Consider the following 19,923-nt stretch of genomic DNA (forward strand, 5'->3'; position numbering starts at 1 on the left):
GACTTCCTTCCAAATAAGTAAGCTATTGGTATCAGATATAGCGTTTTCAATATGTTAAGTCTTGCTACTTGATACTAACTACTTGATACTTAAAAAAAACTACTGTGTCTGTATATTAATGGATGGCAGATTAAACGTAACGCTAAAGGGCGCCTGCCCATTACGGGTTTCGTACTCGCTGAAGGTGGCGGTGTTAAGAACAACTGTTTGCCATTTAACCGGGTTTTTGTTCACCAGCATTTGCACTTTGGGCGAGTATTTAATGGATTGCAGCCCTTTAATATCATTTACGGTTAAATCCTCTGCCATTACTTTTATTTTTTGCCCGGCAGATTTGCTGATCACCTCTTCAATACTTTCCTGGTGTTCCCAATCGCTAACATAATTTTTAACGATTGTTGCGTTTTGCACATCTAAGGACACTTCCTGATTGTAAACAAAGCGATAGTAGTTCCATGACCCGCTTAAACCTATCCAGCGCAGGTAAACAGAATTGTCATCAATAGCATCATCAATGCGTATGGTTTGTGTTTGGGTAACAGTGTGCCTCACATCATTATCATCGTTATATTTAATGGTGAGGGTAAAATAATACGCCTCCGGCGCAAAACTACTGTTGATGAGTAAACGGTTTAAACCCAATTGCTCTGCCAGCGGATTGATTGACGCCGTTTGGTTAGCAATTACATATCTACTGCCATCCTGATTAAGCAGCCATGAGCCATCTTCGTTTAATAACTCAATGGTCTCGGTTGCACCACCTACTGGATTTCTATTGATATCGAGTAGGTTCAACTCGCAGTATAGTTGCAAGCCAAGCAGGTCTTCACTATAAATAAAGCCAATATCAAATGGATAAGCGTTAGAATAAGCCGGCTCTACAAAATCTGTTATCCAGCTTGCAGGTTGCGCCCCGCTTGTAATTGTTTTGAATGGCACATACTCAGCCAGGTTGCCACCGTAACGTTGCCCCAGTTGCTTTGCGGCATAAGCCACAAAAAAGGTATCTGCAATTTCTGTGTATTCTGATGTTATTTCTTTGCCGTTTTCGTCATCCCACTGCTGGGCAAAACTTATGCGGTAGCTGGCGCTCAGGTTGGTATCTCTATAATTTATGTTCGTAAAGTTGCTGTCGTCCTTCGTGCTTATCAAGCTTTGCAAAAAGTTAGAGATATCCGCCTTAACCATACCAGCATTATTAGGCCGGTTGGTTGATTCTATTGTTTTTTGCTGACCGGTAACGGGGTCCTGGTACGTGATTTTTGTGTTGATGGCATAGTAAGGTCTCAGTTTATTAATGTTGATAAACCCTGTAGCGTTTGCTGTGAAGGGGGCATCAATAACCAAGGTATTATCTGCCGGGCTGCTTACCACCTCAAAAACACCGTTATAATTGCCCGCGTTTACATAAACTTTGTCGCCATTCCTCAATTTATCTATAGGCGCGTTGATGAGCAATTTGGCCTTGCTGGTCGCGCCGTCCATCCCAACGCTGTAAACCTCAAAGTCCTGCCGTTGATAAGTAAAAACGATCGGGTTAAACGCCGCATTCCAGCGGCTAACGTTTCCGGCAACGGTAACAGAGGGGTCGCTTACTAATAAGCTATTAAGTGTGCGTACAGTCACGCTTTGGTTAACCGCGCAGCCAAAATTGTTAGCGTCAGTAACATAAACCGTTTTTAGGCCGCCGGCTACCCCTGCAAAAACATTTGAAGATTGAAAGGTTGTGTTATCAATACTATAAAGAATGGGCAAGTAACTTGATGTGGCATTAATCGTTATCTGCGCATCATTTGCGCCGGGCGAGGACTCAAATTTATCAACCAGAACATTAACTATCTGCAAATCGCAGGCGTTTACCGGTGGCGATGGATCTGGTGCATCGCCTACGCCTATAATCAAATAGGAGCGGTAGTAAGTAGGTATAAGATTGTCAAACTCATCATACCCGGTCACAAAAGTTGGCACCCCCGAATCAATTAACTGTGATTGCCCCGCTATGGTTGCGGTGTGCGTACTGTAGTGTTCGGTCCCATCAATCAGTTCTGTAAGCTGGTAGGTTACTACAACATTATCACCATTAACAGGCAAGTGAGTAACCGAATCAATAAGGTTTATATAAACATCTGACCAACGGGTAAAGCCCCCACTACTTGAGTGTTCATCCAGATATATATTAGCTATAATTGCCATTTAGAGGTGTTTTAATAATTATCGAAATACATGGTGGCAAGCGTGATGGTAAGCGCAATGCCTGTTGTGTTTGCATCAAACTTGTTGTAAACAGGCAGGCATTTTGCCTTTGTGCCGGCCTTTATCTTAAAGTAGCGCCCGTCAGTCTCCCGATAGGTTGACGCTTTTACAATAAACTGATTGGCTAGTCTCAGTGCCTGGCTAACGTAGGTTTCATTGTCGGCGGTGTATTGGTCAAATTCTGTTTTAAAGAGAAATTCCAGCGTAAGGGTAAACGTATTGTTTACCGACCCGTTAATATGCGGCGATAGTTCAATTGGCTGCACAGGATACATAAACACACAAAGGAATGAAGTGATATCGTCTGCCAGTGTGTTGAGTTCGTTTACAGTGCCGTACGCAAACGCCGGACTATCGGTTAACGTTTGCACAATGGCTTCTATTTGGTTACGTATGGGCATGGGTTGGTCAATAGGTTATTATTCATTTGGTTATTTAGGTGTTTTTAATGCTGGGCGTGCAGCAGTTCAGAATATCTACGCTGATATTCAGCCTCGGTTTTATTCAGGAGCAGTTTGGTGAGCACGCGTTCATACGGCGTGTTCATGATGTCGTCCCATTTGGTTACGTCGCCGTTTGCAAGCGCGTTAACTGTGTTAATGTATCTAAAGCGTTCAAAGCTGTGTATGCCTGCCTTTTTCTCCAAAAGGGTAGGAGCCGATGCCAGAAGCTTGTTCTCGGCTTCGATAAGTTGGGATAAACAGTAAAAAAATGTTTGGCAATGGGCAGCGCCTCCGTTACCCGTAGTTGTTTTATCGCATCACAAAAGGCTTCGATTTTGTATTCGTTATACCGTTCGCCGGTTACCCGGCAATAAAAATAATGGGCCAACACCTTGCAGCATGCTTTCAGCGATGGATTGAAATGCTGCTGCCAATCTTCCTCGCCATGGGCCTTTACATGTTCGTTTATCTCTGAAGCTATTATCTCGCGCGATGCCAAAAATGCACCTGCAGGCTCAACTGACAAGTTATTGATAAGCTTAACCTCAACCGGAGTTTTCTCATGGTAAAAAGTAACGTTTTTGGGGATCTCATCGCTGTTGTACAGATACCTTATTTGTGTTGAAAGTGAAAGCACAGCCTCGCCAAATACGTGCATATCATTCGCATCTTTAATGTTTTGCAGCTCATCAATTGGGATGCCTGACAAAATGCTGATAGCGTCCAGATCGCTCAGATCGGTTTTTTCCTGCATGGCCATTAACTGCCCAAGCGTGAGTTCGTTTAAAAGCGAGGGTATCTTTATAGTGATCTTCCCTTCAATGGTTTTTATGGTTTTTTCTATCATATAGATAACATTTGGTTAAATGTATTGCTGCTGAATGATTCTGTTTTAAACGGCAGTCTTGATCTGGGTTGGCTTGTATGAGTAACCTTTAACTTATTAAGCGCCACGTATCGTAACGGATCTATTAGGTGGTTCCACCTGTCAATAGGTTCATTAAGGGCTTTGCCTGACGTGTCTGTGCGCCACTTGTAACGTTCCAGTTCTTTTCTAAGGTTAACGCTGGTTCGGGTTATATTTAGTTTATAGCGTTTAAGCAGATCAATTGAGTGCTTGATGCTATCGGCGCCTTTTTTAGCCCCGCTTACCCGCCAGCCCAGTCGCCTTAGTTCTTCAATAGATTTTGGCTCTGCAGAATCTGCTATTATTTCTGTGTTTTTACTTAATCCTGCTTCCGTCAGTCGGCCTGATATATCCATATTGGTTAATCGGGTCTCGTATAGCAGCTCGTTTATCCATAGTGCTCCACCGCTTTGGTAAACTATCAGGCAGCCGGTTTCGTCATTGGTAAACCCAAAATCTAACCCAACCGCCACCAGTCTCGCCCCCGGCGGAATGTTATCGCAAAGAAGCCAGTTGGTCAGCACCATTCCGCTTACCTTGCCGGTTAGTCCCCGGGCGTAAACTTTCCATCGCTCCAAGTCCTCTTCTTTATGCGATTCAATTTTTTTCCGCATTAAGTCGTCCAGAAAAGGATTGTGCCGGTGATCGGATATAATAAGTTCAACGCCTTCTCTGCCTAATACATTATCGTGTACCCAAAATGCTGTGTTGGGGTTATAGTCAATAAAAATTTGCTTCTTTGTGCGTATGGACAGCTCTGTATAAATGGGCCAGGTAATGCCATTAGCCTCATTAATAAATAAATAATCGCGTTTTCCCGATTTTGCATCCTGGGCATCGCCGTAGCTTTTAAACTCAATTATACTACCGTTATGAAACTCAAATATCCTGTCGGTTTTATTAAAACTTTTTACAGCGCTTTTTAACTCTTCAGATCCGTTAAAAATGTTCAACGCGTCGCGTAGTGCACCAGCCTTTAAATTGGGAACGTCCTGAGCAACTACAGTAATAACCTGTTTCTCGGCCTCGCATGCTTTGCAGAAGAGCACCTGCTCAATAGCATATGTTTTACCCGAGCTGGTGCCACCCTGGTTAACTACCACATGAGCGGTTGAGGCATAGTTGTGCTTAAACAGCACAGATGCTGCTGCTGTATTCTTCATAAACGTAGCGTATTTGTAATATTAAAAGGTCTTAGTCCAGTATCACTTCGTTCTCATCAGATACAGGTTTGTGGCCTGTCTCGATAACTTCTATTGTGAGTTTTTTAGACACCCCATTCACTGCTTTTTCTGTATCTGCTTTTTCATACCAGCCCAGATTTTTTAAAGCGAACATAGCACCGCTTGGCGATGGCTGAAGCAATCTTTTCTCATAAGCCGCTTCCACCTGAAGGCGGGCACGTTTTAGTATTGCAGCGTATCTTCCCTTTTCTTCTAAAGCCTCAAATTCTTCGCGGCTGTTAAAGCCTAAATGAAGTACAAGGGCTGCAATGGTAGCGGGCTCGGCATCGCGAATAGTGATTTTTCGGATTGTTGGCTCTTCGTCAGCCTTTTTGGCTGCTGTTTTTTCTATGCGGTATTCACCTTCAATATACTTAAAGTAGCGCTCAACCAAAGTGCAAAGCTCCGCCCTGTTGTTAAATGTTTTTTTAAAATTCTTCATTATGATTTATGTGCCGAATGGCATAGAAGTGATACAAATATAACTAAAATATTTAGCATTTTAAAGTGGTTTTAAATTTATTTTTCTTTTATCAGTTAAATTGTGTTAAAGTTACACTCGCACACAACTATATATATTATATTTGTTATCTGTGTATTAGCCTATGAAGGTTTTTAAAAACATCGTTTTTCTCTTTCTTCTTTTGGCTGCATTCTCGGCTTGCCAAAAAGAGGATGAAATACCTGTTGGTTTAAAAGCCGGCTCTAAAAACGACTCCATCAGCGCCGCTATAAATGTTGACGCCCCGGGAACTTTTCTTGCTATTAATGGACTGTTAAAAATAACTGTTGAAGACTCAACCTACATTTTTGATGCTGCTAAAGATTCTATTGCTTTTGTAAGCGTTGATTTGGACAGCAGTAAATATTTTGGCATTACGGCTATAAATAAAGCCCATACGGTTAGTTTCGGTATCAGTTCTGCAGGCGTAGCCAGGGCCGACTCAAATTCTGTGATAGCCGGCAGCCAGTTGTTGGTTAATGACGATGACGTTCCATCTGTACAGTACACATTATCCAAATACATAAGCGCCCGCGATATCGGGAAAATTAATTTGATCAAGTTTCAGCAGGATAGCACACTTACCAAAGGAACTTTTTATACGATACTTTCCAGGCAGGGAAAGCCTTCTTCATTTTACAAAACCACCGGGACGTTTGATCTCCGGTTAAAATAATCATTCTTTGCTTAATTGAGGTACATACAAATATACGAAAAATTATTTTATGTTTGATATGCTAAATAGCATATTTTATTGCTGTATCAGCCACTTCGTTTTCTACAAGTTGGGTAAGCAGGGTTTTTACAACCGCTTCGCGTGCCCATTGTTGCTCCGTTAACGATGCATCTTCTTTGTACCAACGCACCGGCTCATTCACTTCAATACGGGTTTTGTAGATGAATCCTTTACGTGGATGCATTTTGGTTCCTTCATAACTGTTCATGCCTTCGGCCCTTATCACTTTAACCAATGCTTTTAACGGCAGCGTCAGTTCCAGGCACTCTTCCAACGTGTTTTTAAAGTCGTGTTTGTCCTCCAGCCACAGGGTTAACATGTCATCACTAATTTCATGGTCGGCTATGCTGATGCGGCTGTAGTCGTAATCTACCGATATGATCATCCACCATATCGCGTCTTTTGTTTTTTGAGAGATCTTTATCATTTTTTTTAATTAATGTGCCCCAGGCGGGGCAGGTTACTGGTTTTGTTATTTCACCGTTCAAAGCGCGGTTTCCAATTAGGGAAGTATTTTTGGATGGCCGCTATCTCTTGCCGGTATTTTTTGCACACAGATTTATAAGCTTTATAACGCAGGTGCTTTTCGTGTTGATTAGTTAATTCATCGGTATCAGGTGGTACCGTTTGTTGTAGCGCAGAATAGATAAGGTACATGGTATTATATTATAAGTTTTACTGGTAGTTAACGTTAATACGCGATCATTTTAAGCGGGTAAATTCATATATTCTTTATTTCTGTATTTTAATTTGGATTATTTAAATATAAAGATTAATATTGTTGTGTTGAATACAAATATATAAAGAATAATCTTTAAAATAAAGAAAACTTAGAAATAATTATCAACATTATGGAAGCTATCGAAAAACCCAATAAGATTAAAACAATACGCTCTGAAACATTGGAGTTTATCATTTTATATAACCAACTAAAGGGGAGGGCTTTCACTGGAAATGCACAACTTGCAGAGATACTTGGATTCAATTCTGCAAGCTCTATTACAGAAATTATTAAGAGCAGGCAAAACATTGATCCGGAGAAATTCAGGGCATTTAAAGAACGTTTTAAAGATTTCCTGAAGCAAGGTAAGCCGGCAGAAAATCTAACAGTGCAGTCCACAGGTTTAGGGATACCCATGTTTGAAGTAATTGCTACAGCATCAGGCGTTGAGGTGTATAATGATATCAACGATAAGCAAGCAGTTGGCCGGATGAATTTCCCTGGTATTGAGGACTGCGATTTTGCCTTACCGGTTTGGGGGCATTCTATGTACCCTTACCTGGAGAACGGCTGTTGGGTAGCTTTAAAAATAATTCATGACAAAAAGATCCTTCCCGGCGAAGTTTATTACATAGAATGGGGCGATTATCGTATGTACAAGAGGCTTTTGGCCGGCAACACTCCTGATGAGGTGATAGCCCACTCAGATAACGTTACAGAAATGGTTGGCAACACGCTTAAATACGCGCCCTTTGTTATCAAGATTGACGAGATAAAAAAGCTTTGCCTGGTTAAAGACATCCATAAAAAGCATAACCATTAATTAATATAAACGGCACCTGCCTTTAGAGCTTTTGGGGTTAAAATATTTGTAAAAAAATATCTTTAACCCCTTTTTTCGTAATTTATATTTCTATAATATAGCGCAACAATTATTACCTTTTATTTAATATGCTTGTAAGTATAAAGCAAACCCGTTAATATAATTTTTACATGGATTATTTTCCTTATTTCCTGTCATCCGGCTTTTTGATCGTTTTAATAATTGTTATTAATCATAGAAAACAAAAAAGAAAATTGAAGGAATTTGTAAAGCAACCAGACGAAGTGCCTTCGCTTTTTATGGTGCAGTCGGTTGATCGCAAGCTGAAGGTAATTTATGGTAAATTGTATGAGAACGGCGTTAAACCAGGCACTGCTACTAACGCAAATGAAGTGGCCCCCACAGGACGCAGGCTACAATTAATAAAGGCGCTGGAGCAGCTGGAAGCAACGTATGCAGGCAAGAAAATATCACTAAGAGATTACAGCGATAAACTTCAACAACTGCAAATGAAGGTGCTTGAGCTCTAAATAAGATCACCTGGCTTTTATATATCGATGTATTTCTGTTTTGAATTTACATTGTTTATAATTGCAGCCGTATGTTGTCTGACGAAGGTATCGTAAAGCGTATCAAAATAATAGTTAAGGAGCATGGTGGCCAATTAGGGCTTGCCGGTGTTATTGGGGTTGATCAGGGTTTTATAAGCAAGGTCATTAACAAAAAACAGGAAGTTAGCTATTACCTCATCCGCAAACTTTGCCTGCAGCTTAGGTACTCGCCTGAGTGGCTGATATTAGGCACCGGCGATAAGAATATCAACAAACCCGAATCGGCAAAGCTCATTACCGAAATACAAATGATGCGTACAGAACTGGATATTCTGCACGCCCGTATGCGCGCCTTCGAGATGGAAATAAAAGAGCTGAAAGGTGATCAGGATAGGAGCAACCGCCAGGTAGCCGGCTAACCTACCAAAAAATTAATTCCCTAAAAACCTGCTGACATAGGGTTGTCACCAGCTGATGGTTTCTTTGTTGTATTAAAACAAACAAGCCATGACAATCATCGAAATTCTTTTAAAAGAAATTGAGCAGGAAGCTCAAACTACACGTAAATTCCTTAAACTGATCCCTGAAGACAAGTTTGACTGGAGGCCGCATCCTAAAAGTATGAACCTGCAGCAATTAAGCACCCATATTGCCGAACTGCCTGCATGGGTAACCATGGCAATAACTACTGATGGTTTAGATTTTGCAGCAGTGCCATATGAGCCAAGTAAAATAGATAATACTGCGGACTTGCTTGAATTTTTTGAACAATCATACGCAGACGGCAGGGCGCACCTGGAAGCTTTTAACGAAGCGGATCTGAACAAGCCATGGGTATTACGCAATGGCGAACATATTTTGGCCGATATGAACAAATATGAAACCATCAGGGTAGCTATTAGCCAAACCATACATCACAGGGCGCAGTTGGGTGTGTTTTTACGCCTGTTGGATATACCTATCCCTGGCAGCTATGGCCCAAGTGGCGACGAAATGCCGAAATAAATAAAAAAATCCGCCCTGGGTTTCGGGGCGGATTTTTTTATTTGGTTGTATCCCGTTCTACAAGGTCCATGCCGCATTTGGAGCATACACCGGGCTTATCAGATCCTATGTCGGCATGCATGGTGCAAACGTATTTATATTTCTTCCCCGAATGTTTTGATTCCGAACCGCTGCAGGACGCCAAACCCAGCACTACAAATGCAAAACCGCTTATTATTATCGCTCTCATTACTGTTTATTTTTTATAAAGGCTGTAAGGCCCAGTAAAGATACCACTAAAATGCCGAGGGCTGCCAGCATACTTATTATATCACGGATGTCCTTACCAGCCCAGGTCATCCAGAAAAACTTGTGCAAAAATATAAAGGTCAGGCCTTCGGCGCGGTCAATACCGGTTACTTTTGTAGCAAGTTTTGCTGATGTAGTTTCAATATACCAGTCCTCGCCGCTGTCATAGCTCACTTGCTCAACAGGCAAACGCTTGTTTATAAATCCATAATCGTTAGTGAATTGTTTTACCGGACTAACCACTACGGCATTTGATATCTTATCACTTTCTGCGTTCTTCCCATCTGTAAAGTTGCGATAATGCGCAGCCAGATAACGTGCATACGCCGCATCGCCATCTTGTAACTCCTCACCGTTCGTCGCATCAATATAGCGTACCTGTTTTTTATTGGTTAATATCTGGTAATAAGTTTTGTTATTAAACTTTGCCAAACCTATTCGCAAAATATTGCTGTCGGCAATAGGTAAATCAAAATTTGAAATCTTCAGATCCTGCACATTAGCCAATTGCTGATAGTCGTTGCTTTTTTCTGTGTAATTATGCAGTGTAATGTATAGATGGAACGCCCCGCTCACAAAAAACATCAACATCAGCGCTGACATGATGAGCCCTAACTGCCGATGATAGCGGTGTATAATGCGTTTATCTTCCGCTCCGTTATTTTTCTTTTTCTGTGTTACTTCTTTAAATTTTTTCCAGAACAAGCCGTAAACAGTTAAGCCGCTTAGTATAGAAAGAAACAAAATGCCCACTACAACCATTAAAACAATCAGCCGGAATTGTTCACCGCCAATATCAGCTAAGAACTGCCAGGTGTGCAATTGTTCAAACAACACCAGGAAAAATTTGCGGGTGTTGTTATTGAAGGTACCCATGCGGCTTTGCGCGGTTTCAACATACACATCCATTCCGTCCGGGCGGTCAAACGTAACTTTCCAAACCGGCAGCAAACGATTTATAGGCTGGTAGTGACTATCAAAACCGGTTTGTAACGACATTTTCTTTATTTCGGATGTGCTGTCCTGCGTAAAGTAACGGGCAAGGTATTCGGCATATTCCTTGTCGCCATTGCGTAAAAGGTTGCCGTCAGTAGTAGCGTAATATTGATAAATACTGTCTTTATCTAATACCTGATAGTATGAGCCCCTATTGAACTTTACCAAACTGAAGTTTCTAACCTTTGCAATATTGTGCATAGCCATAACCTGCTGCAGCGATACTACAGGGGCAATTTGATCTTGTGTTGCAGGAACAAACTGCTCCTTAGCTATGGCCGGCCGCAGCCAGTTTGACATTAACGGGTGCGAGAGCCCGCTTATGGTCCAAGCGATAATAGGTATCAACGCGGATAGCGCCAATACCCTATGCCACTTATAAAAACGCCTTTTTACCGCCTGGCTGTTGGCTGTGTTTTTTTTCATCATCAGTTTTTTGAGAAGGAATAACTTAAACCCAATGTGTAGGTGCGTGGCGGCGCTGCGGTGTAGGTATCGCCGTACTGATTGCTGGTAACATTGGTTGCGTAAAGTTTATTAGTTAAATTCAATACATTAAACCAAATACCAAAGCCTTTTAGCGCATTCTGCTTAGCGTCATAACCTAAACGCAGGTTATAAATGTCATACCCGCTGTAAGTTTTGGTATTGGCAGGATTGGTAAAGAACTTGTCAATATGCTGCCACTCGCCGGCTACTCTGAAACCCGGGATAAACAAAGGTTTATAAGTTAGCTCGCTGTTGGCTATCCACGCCGGGGCATTATTCATGCGATTGCCGTTGTACACCATCACAGTGCTGGTGTTAGTGGCAAAGTTGGTGCTCACCTCACTGTAATCCAGGTAAGAGTGTTTGGCATTGGTGCCGCTAAATCTAAAGCTAAGCTGCCCTGATGGTGCATAGGTAAGGGCATACTCTATGCCACGGTGGCGTGTGGCACCCGCGTTTTTATTCTGCGTGGTGTTATCAGGTAGTAATTGATTAATAATCTCGTTCCGTCCTTCCAAATCGTACAGGCTTATTTCCACGTACACTTTCTTATTCAACATTGCCAACCATCCGCCTACTTCATAATTGTTAAAAGTGGCTTGTTTAAGTGGCGTTAATTGCCTTGCGCTGTATAGGTCGCCTGTTTCAGGTGGTTGAAAACCTACGCTGTAGTTGGCGTATATACCAGTATTACGTCCAAAGTTATAGGTAAGCCCAAGCTTTGGTGCCACTATATTAAAGTCATTCAGCTCATGCTGTTTATATTTTGTGCCCGCTGTAAGGTTGTTATTAAAGTTGTAGTGAACATGGTCATACCTTAAGCCTAAAACTATCCGCAGAGGCTCAACAGGGTTTATTTCGTATTGCGCATAAGCAGCGGTATTAAACAGTTTAATACTGTAATCATCTAAATATTTGCCGTTGTTAGTAAAACCGGTATAATAGTTTTTGGCCACATCTTTTTGAATATCCAAGAATTGCGAGTAAAACGAACTCGGACTGTTATCCAGATATCCCCCAATAATTAAACGCGAATTCAAAAAATCCATATTTACGCGGTGCTGTGCCAATAAGCCATAGCTTTGCAGGCGCTGATCATTAACCTGCCCGTTTGAACTCAGATAAGTACCTGTATTGCTACGCACATCTGATATAAAATAGCTTGGCAATTGCGCGGTAGAGTTAGCTCGGGTAAAGGCCGTAATAAATGTGCTGCTCTTTTCGCTCCAGTTATGTTCTAACTTAAGCGATGCCCTGAATGCTTGTACCCTGCGATAGGTAAAGCGCTGGTTGCTGCCATAACTGCGACTGTAAAATTTTATTTCGTCTAAACTGCCAGGTGTTTGGGTATTAAGGTAGTTATAAGCCGATGAAAAAGTTAGTTTGGTGCGATCAGTTGCGGCATAGGTCATTTTTAAATTGATGGAGTTTTTATCAAAGTCTGAATAATCCTGCCAGCCATCTTTTTGCTTTACCATATACCCGCCCACGTATAGGCCAAATTTGCCTTTGGTAAAACCGCCGTCTGCGTCAACGCGGCGATAACTGTAATTATCGCCCTGTAAGGATACATTGCCTGCATAACCGGCGGGTGGACTTTGGGTTATAAAATTGATGGCGCCACCAATGGCATTACTGCCATATAGGGAAGATGCCGGTCCTTTTATAACCTCTATATCCTTTACGCCCGACATGTTGATCTCGTACAGCGAATTATGGTTAAATATGCCCGTTGGGCGTATGGGTAGGCCATCTTCCATATACAGATATAAGGCATTGTAAGTAATAGGCTGCCTTATAGACATGGTATGTTGCTCATTACCCAAATTAACCATGTAAACGCCGGGTGTTTTGTTAATCAGCTGAAATAAAGCGGTTGCCTTGGTGTCTTTTATCTGGGTTGAATTAATCTTACTGATGGCGATTGGAGCATCGCGACGATCCTGTCCCTCGCGGTTGGCCGATACGATAACCGTTTGCAGATCGGTTGTTGAAGGTTCTAATTCAATGCTCAACATAGCACCATCAACAACAATTACGGTACGGGGCGTGTAACCAACCATACTTACTTTAATAGTTGTTAATGATGATTGCGCCACGCTAAATTCTCCGTGTGCATTAGTCTGCGTAAGGTTTTTGGCTCCATCACTTATAAGCGCGCCTGCCAGCGCTTCGTGTGTTACGGCATCAGTAACTGTGCCTTTTACTTGACTGAACGCAGCTACAGTAAGCAGGTTCAGCCAAAGCAATATGTAGTATTTTTTCACCTAAGAGTTGTTAGGAGAGAGGTTTTACTCCCTGTGTTAGCAAATAATAATTTGATGCTTGTGGTGTATAGTGATAAAACGGCAAAGCATAGCCAGCCATTAAAACGAATACAATAAGTAAAGTTTTATTATTATGCTAATTGCGGAGGATGAAACACAACGCCGGGAAAAGGTGTAACGGCAATTATTTTGTAAGGAGTAGAAATGGTATTAACAACGTTGGAAAAGAATTTTACAGAATTGGAAGATTTTACAAACACTTCCTGAAACAGGTTTTTTTGCGTTTCGCGCTCATTGTTTTTATCTTTTTCCTGCGCCTGTTTAACTTTTTTCATAAAGTAACATTTCCCGTCGCAATGCAGCAGGGGCTTATCCCTATTCTCGCAAAGTTTGGTTACAATGTATCGTTTGTTCAGCTCAAAACCTGCATATACAAACAAACGCGAAAAGTTGGCCGACAACAGGGCAACAAGTAAAACGATGGATGTAACGCGGTTTAACATGCGCAACAAAAGTAAGGTAGCAAAGGGGGAAAAGCAAATAAAAAGGGGCAGGCAAAAATTTTGCCTGCCCCTTTTTATTATTGAACGCTATTATTGAGCGCGCACAAGCTTAACATGGGTTTTTTGGCCCTGAAACTCTGACGTTATAACGGTTGAGTCGCCATAAAATTTACCGGTTTGCGGCATTTGCTGTCCTTGAATATCTAAAGCAAAAGTAAAATCACTTCCTTTGATCTTTCCGTTTAAGATCGGAAGTTCGCCTTGGTCTGTAACACAGGCACCTGTTACGGTTTCGCCATCAACTTTAAAGTTATAGGTTAGTGGCAATTCAAAATCGCCAAATTTTAGTGTGCCTTTCCATTTTCCATTAAGGTCTGCAAATGCTGCAAATGCAACAACAAAGCTGCAAACAAGCAGCGCGATAATTGAGAATCTTTTTTTCATAGTACTTGGGTTTTCGGTTTTATTAGTGGATTTTTCGGTTTAATATTTTTATTGAGCGCGGGTAAGTTTAATGCGGTTTTTCTGGCCCTGAAATTCGGAAATTACAATGGTAGAATCGCCATAGTATTTACCTGTATGAGGTATTTTTTCTCCATTAAAATCCAGGGAAAAAGAAAAATCGGTTCCCTTTATTTTACCATCAGAAATGGGGTTTTCGCCCTGGTCAGACCCAATTGAGCCGGTTAGTTTTTCGCCATCAACTTTAAAAGTGTAATTAAGCGGAATCTCCATGTCGTTAAATTTTAATACGCCTTTCCATTTTCCGGATAGGTCTGCAAATGCTGCAAATGCTACAGCTGCGCAGCACACAAGCAGTGCTGCAATTGAGAATTTCTTTTTCATAACTATTTTAGTTTTTTTCGGTGGACTAAATATAGAATTTTTTTTTAAAAGCGCTATGGCGTTTTATAATAATATATGGGTGCAAACACGCCTTCGCTTGTGGTATAGAAGCTTTTACCGTCAGCACTAAATGCTACGGCTTCGCCTAATTTCTCCTCTTCATAATGTGGGCTAAGCGGTTTGCGTTGCATGGCTTGCCATATGCTCTCATTGTCCTTGCGCTCCCAGTAATAAAGCTCTTGATAGCTTTTTATTAAAATGTGTTTACCGTCTTTTGATATATCGCCGGCGGTTATCCACTTTAAGGGTTTTATGCCACTAAACGTTAGCGTAGCGCGTTTGGTTAATGTAACTGTATCACCTAAGGCTGAATTCAACGGCGCGGTATAAATGCCCACAGCATCGCCTCGTTTGGTTACAATACAGATCAGTTTTTCTACCGGGTCAATCATCAGGGTTTCCGCATCTTTCGGCCAATCAGGATATCGTAAAAATATAGGCCTTGCCTTGGCGGTTTTATTTGTACCGTTAAGCAGGCCTTCATTTTCTTCTATCCTGTATATGGTTATGGCAGGTCTGGCCGCGCCGTTATCACCCATATCGCCGATATAGATATAGCTTTTGCCGTCCTTAGGCCCTGGCCCCACAGCAATGTCTTCGCAATCAAGAACGCCGTTTTTTAAGGTAGTGTCAGCCCTATAATAAATTGTATTGAAAAGTTTTCCTTCTGCATTTATAACAAAAAAGCGGCTTGTATCGCCGCTGTCATTATGGACATAAAATAATTCTTTGTTAATGCCCGAAGCAGCCATGCCCGATGTTTCACTCATGGTCCTATCCTGCAGCTGGCCGATTACAGTGATTTTTGTAAGCAAATAGCGGTGGCGCGCGTAAGCGCCAAAAAACAAAAAAATTACTACAGCAGCTATGTATTTAAGTTTTTTGCTCCTGCGCATCCGGGGGAATAACATCCTGCAAAAATAAATAAAATTAAGATGACCTTAATTTAGTTGATCTGCATTTCTACGTCGGGTTTTGACACGTCGGTTAAAGCCACTTTACCTCTTTCTTTGCGTAATATGCGGTTAAAAAGAGAGATCTCTTTGTCAAACAGAAAACGGAAGAACAGCATGGTCCATGATTTATGATAGAACAGAGTATCATAGTACTCAGGCGCTGTTTTCTTTATCTGCGGAAGCTTGTTCCATGGGATAGAAGGAAAATCATGGTGCTCATTATGAAAGCCTACATTAAAAGCAACCTTGTTAAGGCCGCCATAATAGCTGTAGGTTTCCTGCTCAACACTATGTGTTAAATAGTGTTCCTGAATCCAGCGCGCACCCAGCGGATGCAAGCCTACCGAGAACGAGAAGCTTAAAAGCAGGAACGCTAATGAGTGCCATCCCATAAAGTAATATATAGCAGCTGTAAATGCCACCTGCACCAATAAGTTAGCTACTATCCATATATCAAAGGTCTGAATCTCGCGTAAGCGCGATAAACGGAAAACCTGAAAAAGTGGGTAAAAAAGCAGCCAAAGGGCTTTACCTAAAAACGAGTTGTTGATCAGTTTAGCTTCCCATTTGTTTGGCAAATCGGCATCAAGTTCATGCACACCCTGAAACGAGTGGTGTTTTATATGGTAACGCTCAAATGAGATAGAACTTGGGAAAATTTGAGGCGTGTTGGCCAAAATACCCGCCCAGCGGTTAGCCGTTTTATTTTTAAATATTAAATGATGCGCGCACTCGTGTATCATTACAAACAAAGCATGGTCTGCAAAGGCACCTAAAAAATAAGCTGCGCCAAAAACCAACCACCACGATTGATCGCGAAGCAACCAGGCCAACACTATCTGAAACGATACAAGACCAACAATTGCCCAAATAGTGTTTGGATTTTTACCGATCAGATTCCTCAGAGAAGGAAATTGCTTTAAAATTTGCTTTGTGCGTTTACGGTGTGGTTCAGAAGCATCTGAGTAAATAAAATCGGTTTTTTTAGCCATTTTTTATTAGAAATATTCAATATTCAGGTTCGCTTATCCTATACAAACTCCAGTTTCCAATAATAATTATAAAATTTTACATAAAAGTTATAAAAATTTAATTTGTGATAAGCATCATAAAATTATAAACCATAAGCTTAGCAAATAGCTGTATTTGCAAATTTAACTATGAATTTGATGAAATGGCGATACCATGAACCAATAATGACCAATGAATGATTTACCGCCACGCGGATAAATAGGGGTTTTAACACCAAGGCAATGATTTTTTGCTAAGGAGATGTAACTTTGCAGCAATTGTGCTAAAAAAATCAACCGAACACAGAACGCCGGGGCAGTTGCGCCTGGCAAATGCAGTTTTCTTTTTCCTTTCGGGCCTTGGGTATGCTACCTGGGCGTCGCGTATCCCTAACATCCAAAAGCAGCTTAACTTAAACGAAGCAGAATTAGGCGGCATTTTGTTTGCCATGCCCATTGGATTGATGTTAACCATCCCAATAACCGGGCAGTTGCTTAGTAAGTTTAGCAGCCGTACGGTAATGCTAATTGGCGCTGTTTTATTTGCCGCGGTACTGGGCGTGCTTGGTTTTGCCACAACAGTATGGCAATTGGTACCTGCTTTGTTTTTGCTGGGTGCATCGCGCAATTTATTTAATATATCAACCAATGCGCAGGCGGTAGAGGTGCAGTCTTTATACGAGCGATCTATAATGGCCAACTTTCATGGTATATGGAGCCTGGCCGGTTTTGCAGGTGCAGCCATAGGCTATTTTGCAGTGCATTATGGCATAAGTACCTCTTATCACTTACTGGCGGTAAGTGTTTTACTTATTGTATGTTCATTCTGGTTTATCTCGGGCACAATTTATCAGCCGCCTATACCGCAGCCCAAACGAAAAATATTTACACTTCCTGAGAAATCGCTTATTACGTTCGCCCTGATCTGTTTTTGCTGTATGGCTTGCGAAAATACCATGTACGATTGGAGCGGCGTATATTTTGAAAAGGTTATCCACGTAGCAAAAGGTAATGCTACCGAGGGTTTTGTTGTTTACATGATTGCCATGACCCTTGGCCGCTTTGTTGGCGACGCGATAGTTAACCGTTTTGGTATTAAAAATATGCTGCGCGGCAGTGGCGTTTTAATATTTACGGGCTTGCTGTTATCGGTTGTATTTCCTAATCAACTAATAACCGCTATAGGATTTATAATGGTAGGCTTTGGTGTATCCTGCATAGTGCCAATGATCTTTCAACTGGCCGGGCGCTCAAAAACAATGAGCAGCGGCACCGCGCTGGCATCTATATCTTCTATTGGCTACCTGGGTTTTTTGCTGGTACCACCATTTGTAGGCTTTATAGCCGAGGCGATAAACTTACGCGTTTCGTTTGGTTTGATCGCTTTGCTGGGTTTGATGATAGTGTTGCTGGTTTATCGCATTGACGAGGAGCACAGTTAAGCTACTTGCTGATCAGGTACACCTTATCTAAAACAGTATTGCGCTTTTCCTTATTGATAAAAGCGGGCAGTATGCGCTCCTGGGGGTAGTTGGTAAATGATGCCACTATATTAAAAGGGATATTTTGCTGCCGCAGATAATCTACCGATTGCTGGTTTGCGTAAAAGACAGCATTTGCTGATACTGGTCCTCTTAATCTATCCAACGGGAGGTAACCAACCGGCCTATCACACGCAAACTGAAAAACATTGTTTTGCTGTTTTAACGAGTAGATGCTATAATCTTTGAACTTTGACTGATTTACATACTTTGCCGCAGCTATTTGACCGTTATATGCAGCCAACAATGGATACAAGTTGGTTATGATGTAGAAATTAGCAAACAAAGCTGCCGATATGGCAATAAAAAAGACCTGTTTTATAACTTCCTCTTTCACCCTGTTGTTGATGAATGATATTAAAGCAAAAAAAAGAATACATCCAATAATAAAAAGCAGGTAGCTATCCGGTTGTAAAAAGTAATTGATAAAAAATACACCCACTGTAAATACAGCTATGTAGAGCCACCATGAAATGATGCGAATGCGACTGCCCCATATGTTGAGGCGTTCAAAACAGTAGGGCGCAGTAAGTAAAGCAAACAGCGGGAAAAGGATATTGGTATAAAAAGGCAATTGAAACCGCGATAGCGAAAATAACAATAGTAAAAGCAGGCTACCGCTCAGGGTATAATATTCGGCTTGTTTTTCCCTTTGTATTATGCCGCGTAGGCGTTCATATAAAGCATAGTAAAAGATAAGGCACCAAGGGGCAAACGCCCAAAGCAGGGTATGAACATAGAAAAACACATCGCCGGATTTTTGCTGACTAATTGGTCCGCTATTAACAAACCGGCCAAACTGGCTATCCCACAAAAACCATTTTATGCCTGATACACCTTGCCTGCCAAAAACAAATTTCTCCGGATGAAGATCAAACTGAACGTAAAGCGCATAAAGCTCAGGCGAGGTAAACAGAACAGTAAGCAAGAACAGGCCTATCCATTTTATTGAAAAAACCTCGCCAAACTTTTTTTGAAAGATTAGCTGCCCCAGCAAACTGCCATAAATAACCACCAGTACAAATATGCCTTTGGTCATAACTGCGCAGGCGGTTAGCAGCGCGGCAAGCAGTAGATGTTTATAGTTAAACCTGTCATAAAGATTGGTAATGTGATAAATGGCGCCGGTTATCAGGCCCATTAAGTAAGGCTCGGCCCGCACATCAGTATTGCTCATTATAACATACTGCGATGTAAGTACGATGAGCACGGCCATGAAAGCTATCTCTTCTGTATAGAATTTTTTGCCCAGCAAATAGGTATACCACAAACCCATAGCAAAGAACAGGAACGCCGGCAGGCGATACGCCCAGGCACTTATACCAAACAGTTTAAAACTGGCAGCAGCCATCCAAAAAGGAAAATGGGGTTTATCCAGCCAATCCTGTCCGTAACTATATAACGAAAGCCAATCGTGCTTATAAACCATATTTTTGGCAATAGAGGCGTATAGGCCAGGGTCATCAGTAAAAAAACCATGATTAATGCCGCTAAGGTTAACGGCAAAGGCAAGCAGTATAAACAGCAGGTAAAACAGCTTTTCCTGTTTTTTCATGCTTCAAATTAAAGTATAATAATGGTTTGTTGCTACGGCCGCGCAAAATAAAGCGGAAACAAAAAACCCCTGCCTCGCGGCAAGGGCCAACTCACAACAATTGTTTAACCTTAGGGTATGGTTAACCTTACGGTCAATTCCTAACTGCAATGCAAGTCAGATACATAAACACAGCACCGTAAGGTTTAGTTTTAAAGAATTAACATATTTTTAAAAAATCAGCGTTTACTAACTAATCACTTATATTA

General features: G+C 41.5%; 22 protein-coding genes. 6 read left to right on the plus strand and 16 right to left on the minus strand.

Features of this window, described 5'->3' with window-relative positions:
* Nucleotides 1–99: 99 nt before the first annotated feature.
* The 5 genes from ACVW2L_RS01175 to ACVW2L_RS01195 form a co-directional block, all read right to left on the minus strand.
* Entirely contained in the window at nucleotides 100–2,193 is a 2,094-nt protein-coding gene (locus tag ACVW2L_RS01175) for a hypothetical protein (protein ID WP_457126115.1), read from the minus strand.
* 11 nt (nucleotides 2,194–2,204) lie between these two features.
* Nucleotides 2,205–2,654, minus strand: a complete 450-nt coding sequence (locus tag ACVW2L_RS01180) for a hypothetical protein (RefSeq protein WP_457126116.1) — start codon at nucleotides 2,652–2,654, stop codon at nucleotides 2,205–2,207.
* Nucleotides 2,655–2,817: 163 nt separating this feature from the next.
* Nucleotides 2,818–3,543 carry a hypothetical protein gene (locus tag ACVW2L_RS01185; RefSeq protein ID WP_457126117.1) on the minus strand — a complete coding sequence of 242 codons (726 nt, stop codon included), beginning with the start codon at nucleotides 3,541–3,543 and terminating at the stop codon, nucleotides 2,818–2,820.
* The gene (locus tag ACVW2L_RS01190; RefSeq protein WP_457126118.1) at nucleotides 3,540–4,766 is read right to left on the minus strand and encodes a PBSX family phage terminase large subunit; all 1,227 of its coding nucleotides are present in this window, start codon (nucleotides 4,764–4,766) and stop codon (nucleotides 3,540–3,542) included. Before ACVW2L_RS01190 ends, ACVW2L_RS01185 begins: the two co-directional genes overlap by 4 nt.
* 31 nt (nucleotides 4,767–4,797) lie before the next feature.
* Nucleotides 4,798–5,268 carry a hypothetical protein gene (locus tag ACVW2L_RS01195; RefSeq protein WP_457126119.1) on the minus strand — a complete coding sequence of 157 codons (471 nt, stop codon included), beginning with the start codon at nucleotides 5,266–5,268 and terminating at the stop codon, nucleotides 4,798–4,800.
* Nucleotides 5,269–5,431: 163 nt separating this feature from the next.
* Between ACVW2L_RS01195 and ACVW2L_RS01200 the strand changes: the two genes are divergently transcribed.
* Nucleotides 5,432–6,004 (plus strand): hypothetical protein, encoded by a 573-nt coding sequence (locus tag ACVW2L_RS01200; protein ID WP_457126120.1) that lies wholly within the window; start codon nucleotides 5,432–5,434, stop codon nucleotides 6,002–6,004.
* A 61-nt stretch (nucleotides 6,005–6,065) separates the two neighbouring features.
* Here the strand turns inward: ACVW2L_RS01200 and ACVW2L_RS01205 are convergent, their stop codons facing one another.
* Both ACVW2L_RS01205 and ACVW2L_RS01210 read right to left on the minus strand, forming a co-directional pair.
* Nucleotides 6,066–6,491 carry a hypothetical protein gene (locus ACVW2L_RS01205; RefSeq protein WP_457126121.1) on the minus strand — a complete coding sequence of 142 codons (426 nt, stop codon included), beginning with the start codon at nucleotides 6,489–6,491 and terminating at the stop codon, nucleotides 6,066–6,068.
* A 50-nt stretch (nucleotides 6,492–6,541) separates the two neighbouring features.
* The gene (locus tag ACVW2L_RS01210) at nucleotides 6,542–6,721 is read right to left on the minus strand and encodes a hypothetical protein (protein WP_457126122.1); all 180 of its coding nucleotides are present in this window, start codon (nucleotides 6,719–6,721) and stop codon (nucleotides 6,542–6,544) included.
* Nucleotides 6,722–6,915: 194 nt separating this feature from the next.
* Between ACVW2L_RS01210 and ACVW2L_RS01215 the strand changes: the two genes are divergently transcribed.
* From ACVW2L_RS01215 to ACVW2L_RS01230, 4 genes are all read left to right on the plus strand, one after another.
* Nucleotides 6,916–7,608 carry a S24 family peptidase gene (locus tag ACVW2L_RS01215; RefSeq protein WP_457126123.1) on the plus strand — a complete coding sequence of 231 codons (693 nt, stop codon included), beginning with the start codon at nucleotides 6,916–6,918 and terminating at the stop codon, nucleotides 7,606–7,608.
* A gap of 170 nt (nucleotides 7,609–7,778) precedes the next feature.
* A complete protein-coding gene (locus tag ACVW2L_RS01220; RefSeq protein WP_457126124.1) occupies nucleotides 7,779–8,138 on the plus strand; it encodes a hypothetical protein in 360 nt (119 codons plus the stop codon).
* A 71-nt stretch (nucleotides 8,139–8,209) separates the two neighbouring features.
* Nucleotides 8,210–8,578 (plus strand): hypothetical protein, encoded by a 369-nt coding sequence (locus tag ACVW2L_RS01225; protein ID WP_457126125.1) that lies wholly within the window; start codon nucleotides 8,210–8,212, stop codon nucleotides 8,576–8,578.
* 88 nt (nucleotides 8,579–8,666) lie between these two features.
* A complete protein-coding gene (locus tag ACVW2L_RS01230; protein ID WP_457126126.1) occupies nucleotides 8,667–9,164 on the plus strand; it encodes a DinB family protein in 498 nt (165 codons plus the stop codon).
* 37 nt (nucleotides 9,165–9,201) lie between these two features.
* On the opposite strand, the gene ACVW2L_RS01235 is transcribed toward ACVW2L_RS01230, so the two are convergent.
* The 8 genes from ACVW2L_RS01235 to ACVW2L_RS01270 all read right to left on the minus strand — a co-directional run bounded on the left by ACVW2L_RS01235 (nucleotide 9,202) and on the right by ACVW2L_RS01270 (nucleotide 16,561).
* Nucleotides 9,202–9,393: a heavy metal-binding domain-containing protein gene (locus ACVW2L_RS01235; RefSeq protein WP_457126127.1), complete on the minus strand. Its 192-nt coding sequence runs from the start codon at nucleotides 9,391–9,393 to the stop codon at nucleotides 9,202–9,204.
* Nucleotides 9,393–10,877: a PepSY domain-containing protein gene (locus ACVW2L_RS01240; RefSeq protein ID WP_457126128.1), complete on the minus strand. Its 1,485-nt coding sequence runs from the start codon at nucleotides 10,875–10,877 to the stop codon at nucleotides 9,393–9,395. The genes ACVW2L_RS01235 and ACVW2L_RS01240 overlap by 1 nt, the downstream gene beginning before the upstream one ends.
* Nucleotides 10,877–13,204, minus strand: coding sequence for a TonB-dependent receptor domain-containing protein (locus tag ACVW2L_RS01245; RefSeq protein WP_457126129.1), 2,328 nt, complete (start codon nucleotides 13,202–13,204; stop codon nucleotides 10,877–10,879). The genes ACVW2L_RS01240 and ACVW2L_RS01245 overlap by 1 nt, the downstream gene beginning before the upstream one ends.
* A gap of 131 nt (nucleotides 13,205–13,335) precedes the next feature.
* Nucleotides 13,336–13,707 (minus strand): hypothetical protein, encoded by a 372-nt coding sequence (locus ACVW2L_RS01250; RefSeq protein ID WP_457126130.1) that lies wholly within the window; start codon nucleotides 13,705–13,707, stop codon nucleotides 13,336–13,338.
* A 90-nt stretch (nucleotides 13,708–13,797) separates the two neighbouring features.
* The gene (locus tag ACVW2L_RS01255) at nucleotides 13,798–14,151 is read right to left on the minus strand and encodes a hypothetical protein (protein ID WP_457126131.1); all 354 of its coding nucleotides are present in this window, start codon (nucleotides 14,149–14,151) and stop codon (nucleotides 13,798–13,800) included.
* Nucleotides 14,152–14,199: 48 nt separating this feature from the next.
* The gene (locus ACVW2L_RS01260; protein WP_457126132.1) at nucleotides 14,200–14,553 is read right to left on the minus strand and encodes a hypothetical protein; all 354 of its coding nucleotides are present in this window, start codon (nucleotides 14,551–14,553) and stop codon (nucleotides 14,200–14,202) included.
* A gap of 53 nt (nucleotides 14,554–14,606) precedes the next feature.
* On the minus strand, nucleotides 14,607–15,383 hold the full coding sequence (locus tag ACVW2L_RS01265) for a hypothetical protein (RefSeq protein WP_457126133.1): 777 nt from the start codon (nucleotides 15,381–15,383) through the stop codon (nucleotides 14,607–14,609).
* 176 nt (nucleotides 15,384–15,559) lie between these two features.
* A complete protein-coding gene (locus ACVW2L_RS01270) occupies nucleotides 15,560–16,561 on the minus strand; it encodes a fatty acid desaturase (protein ID WP_457126134.1) in 1,002 nt (333 codons plus the stop codon).
* A 299-nt stretch (nucleotides 16,562–16,860) separates the two neighbouring features.
* Here ACVW2L_RS01270 and ACVW2L_RS01275 point away from each other — a divergent pair, with 299 nt between their 5' ends.
* Entirely contained in the window at nucleotides 16,861–18,021 is a 1,161-nt protein-coding gene (locus tag ACVW2L_RS01275; protein ID WP_457126135.1) for an MFS transporter, read from the plus strand.
* A 1-nt stretch (nucleotide 18,022) separates the two neighbouring features.
* Here ACVW2L_RS01275 and ACVW2L_RS01280 read toward each other — a convergent pair whose 3' ends face one another.
* Nucleotides 18,023–19,675 carry an ArnT family glycosyltransferase gene (locus ACVW2L_RS01280; protein WP_457126136.1) on the minus strand — a complete coding sequence of 551 codons (1,653 nt, stop codon included), beginning with the start codon at nucleotides 19,673–19,675 and terminating at the stop codon, nucleotides 18,023–18,025.
* Nucleotides 19,676–19,923 lie beyond the last annotated feature (248 nt).

The sequence above is a fragment of the Mucilaginibacter sp. HD30 genome (genome assembly GCF_054061755.1).

Coding starts and splice junctions, on each gene's coding strand:
- ACVW2L_RS01175 (WP_457126115.1), bottom strand. CDS start 2,193: ATGGCAATTATAGCTAATATATATCTGGATGAACACTCAAGTAGTGGG.
- ACVW2L_RS01180 (WP_457126116.1), bottom strand. CDS start 2,654: ATGCCCATACGTAACCAAATAGAAGCCATTGTGCAAACGTTAACCGAT.
- ACVW2L_RS01185 (WP_457126117.1), bottom strand. CDS start 3,543: ATGATAGAAAAAACCATAAAAACCATTGAAGGGAAGATCACTATAAAG.
- ACVW2L_RS01190 (WP_457126118.1), bottom strand. CDS start 4,766: ATGAAGAATACAGCAGCAGCATCTGTGCTGTTTAAGCACAACTATGCC.
- ACVW2L_RS01195 (WP_457126119.1), bottom strand. CDS start 5,268: ATGAAGAATTTTAAAAAAACATTTAACAACAGGGCGGAGCTTTGCACT.
- ACVW2L_RS01200 (WP_457126120.1), top strand. CDS start 5,432: ATGAAGGTTTTTAAAAACATCGTTTTTCTCTTTCTTCTTTTGGCTGCA.
- ACVW2L_RS01205 (WP_457126121.1), bottom strand. CDS start 6,491: ATGATAAAGATCTCTCAAAAAACAAAAGACGCGATATGGTGGATGATC.
- ACVW2L_RS01210 (WP_457126122.1), bottom strand. CDS start 6,721: ATGTACCTTATCTATTCTGCGCTACAACAAACGGTACCACCTGATACC.
- ACVW2L_RS01215 (WP_457126123.1), top strand. CDS start 6,916: ATGGAAGCTATCGAAAAACCCAATAAGATTAAAACAATACGCTCTGAA.
- ACVW2L_RS01220 (WP_457126124.1), top strand. CDS start 7,779: ATGGATTATTTTCCTTATTTCCTGTCATCCGGCTTTTTGATCGTTTTA.
- ACVW2L_RS01225 (WP_457126125.1), top strand. CDS start 8,210: ATGTTGTCTGACGAAGGTATCGTAAAGCGTATCAAAATAATAGTTAAG.
- ACVW2L_RS01230 (WP_457126126.1), top strand. CDS start 8,667: ATGACAATCATCGAAATTCTTTTAAAAGAAATTGAGCAGGAAGCTCAA.
- ACVW2L_RS01235 (WP_457126127.1), bottom strand. CDS start 9,393: ATGAGAGCGATAATAATAAGCGGTTTTGCATTTGTAGTGCTGGGTTTG.
- ACVW2L_RS01240 (WP_457126128.1), bottom strand. CDS start 10,877: ATGATGAAAAAAAACACAGCCAACAGCCAGGCGGTAAAAAGGCGTTTT.
- ACVW2L_RS01250 (WP_457126130.1), bottom strand. CDS start 13,707: ATGTTAAACCGCGTTACATCCATCGTTTTACTTGTTGCCCTGTTGTCG.
- ACVW2L_RS01255 (WP_457126131.1), bottom strand. CDS start 14,151: ATGAAAAAAAGATTCTCAATTATCGCGCTGCTTGTTTGCAGCTTTGTT.
- ACVW2L_RS01260 (WP_457126132.1), bottom strand. CDS start 14,553: ATGAAAAAGAAATTCTCAATTGCAGCACTGCTTGTGTGCTGCGCAGCT.
- ACVW2L_RS01265 (WP_457126133.1), bottom strand. CDS start 15,383: ATGAGTGAAACATCGGGCATGGCTGCTTCGGGCATTAACAAAGAATTA.
- ACVW2L_RS01270 (WP_457126134.1), bottom strand. CDS start 16,561: ATGGCTAAAAAAACCGATTTTATTTACTCAGATGCTTCTGAACCACAC.
- ACVW2L_RS01280 (WP_457126136.1), bottom strand. CDS start 19,675: ATGAAAAAACAGGAAAAGCTGTTTTACCTGCTGTTTATACTGCTTGCC.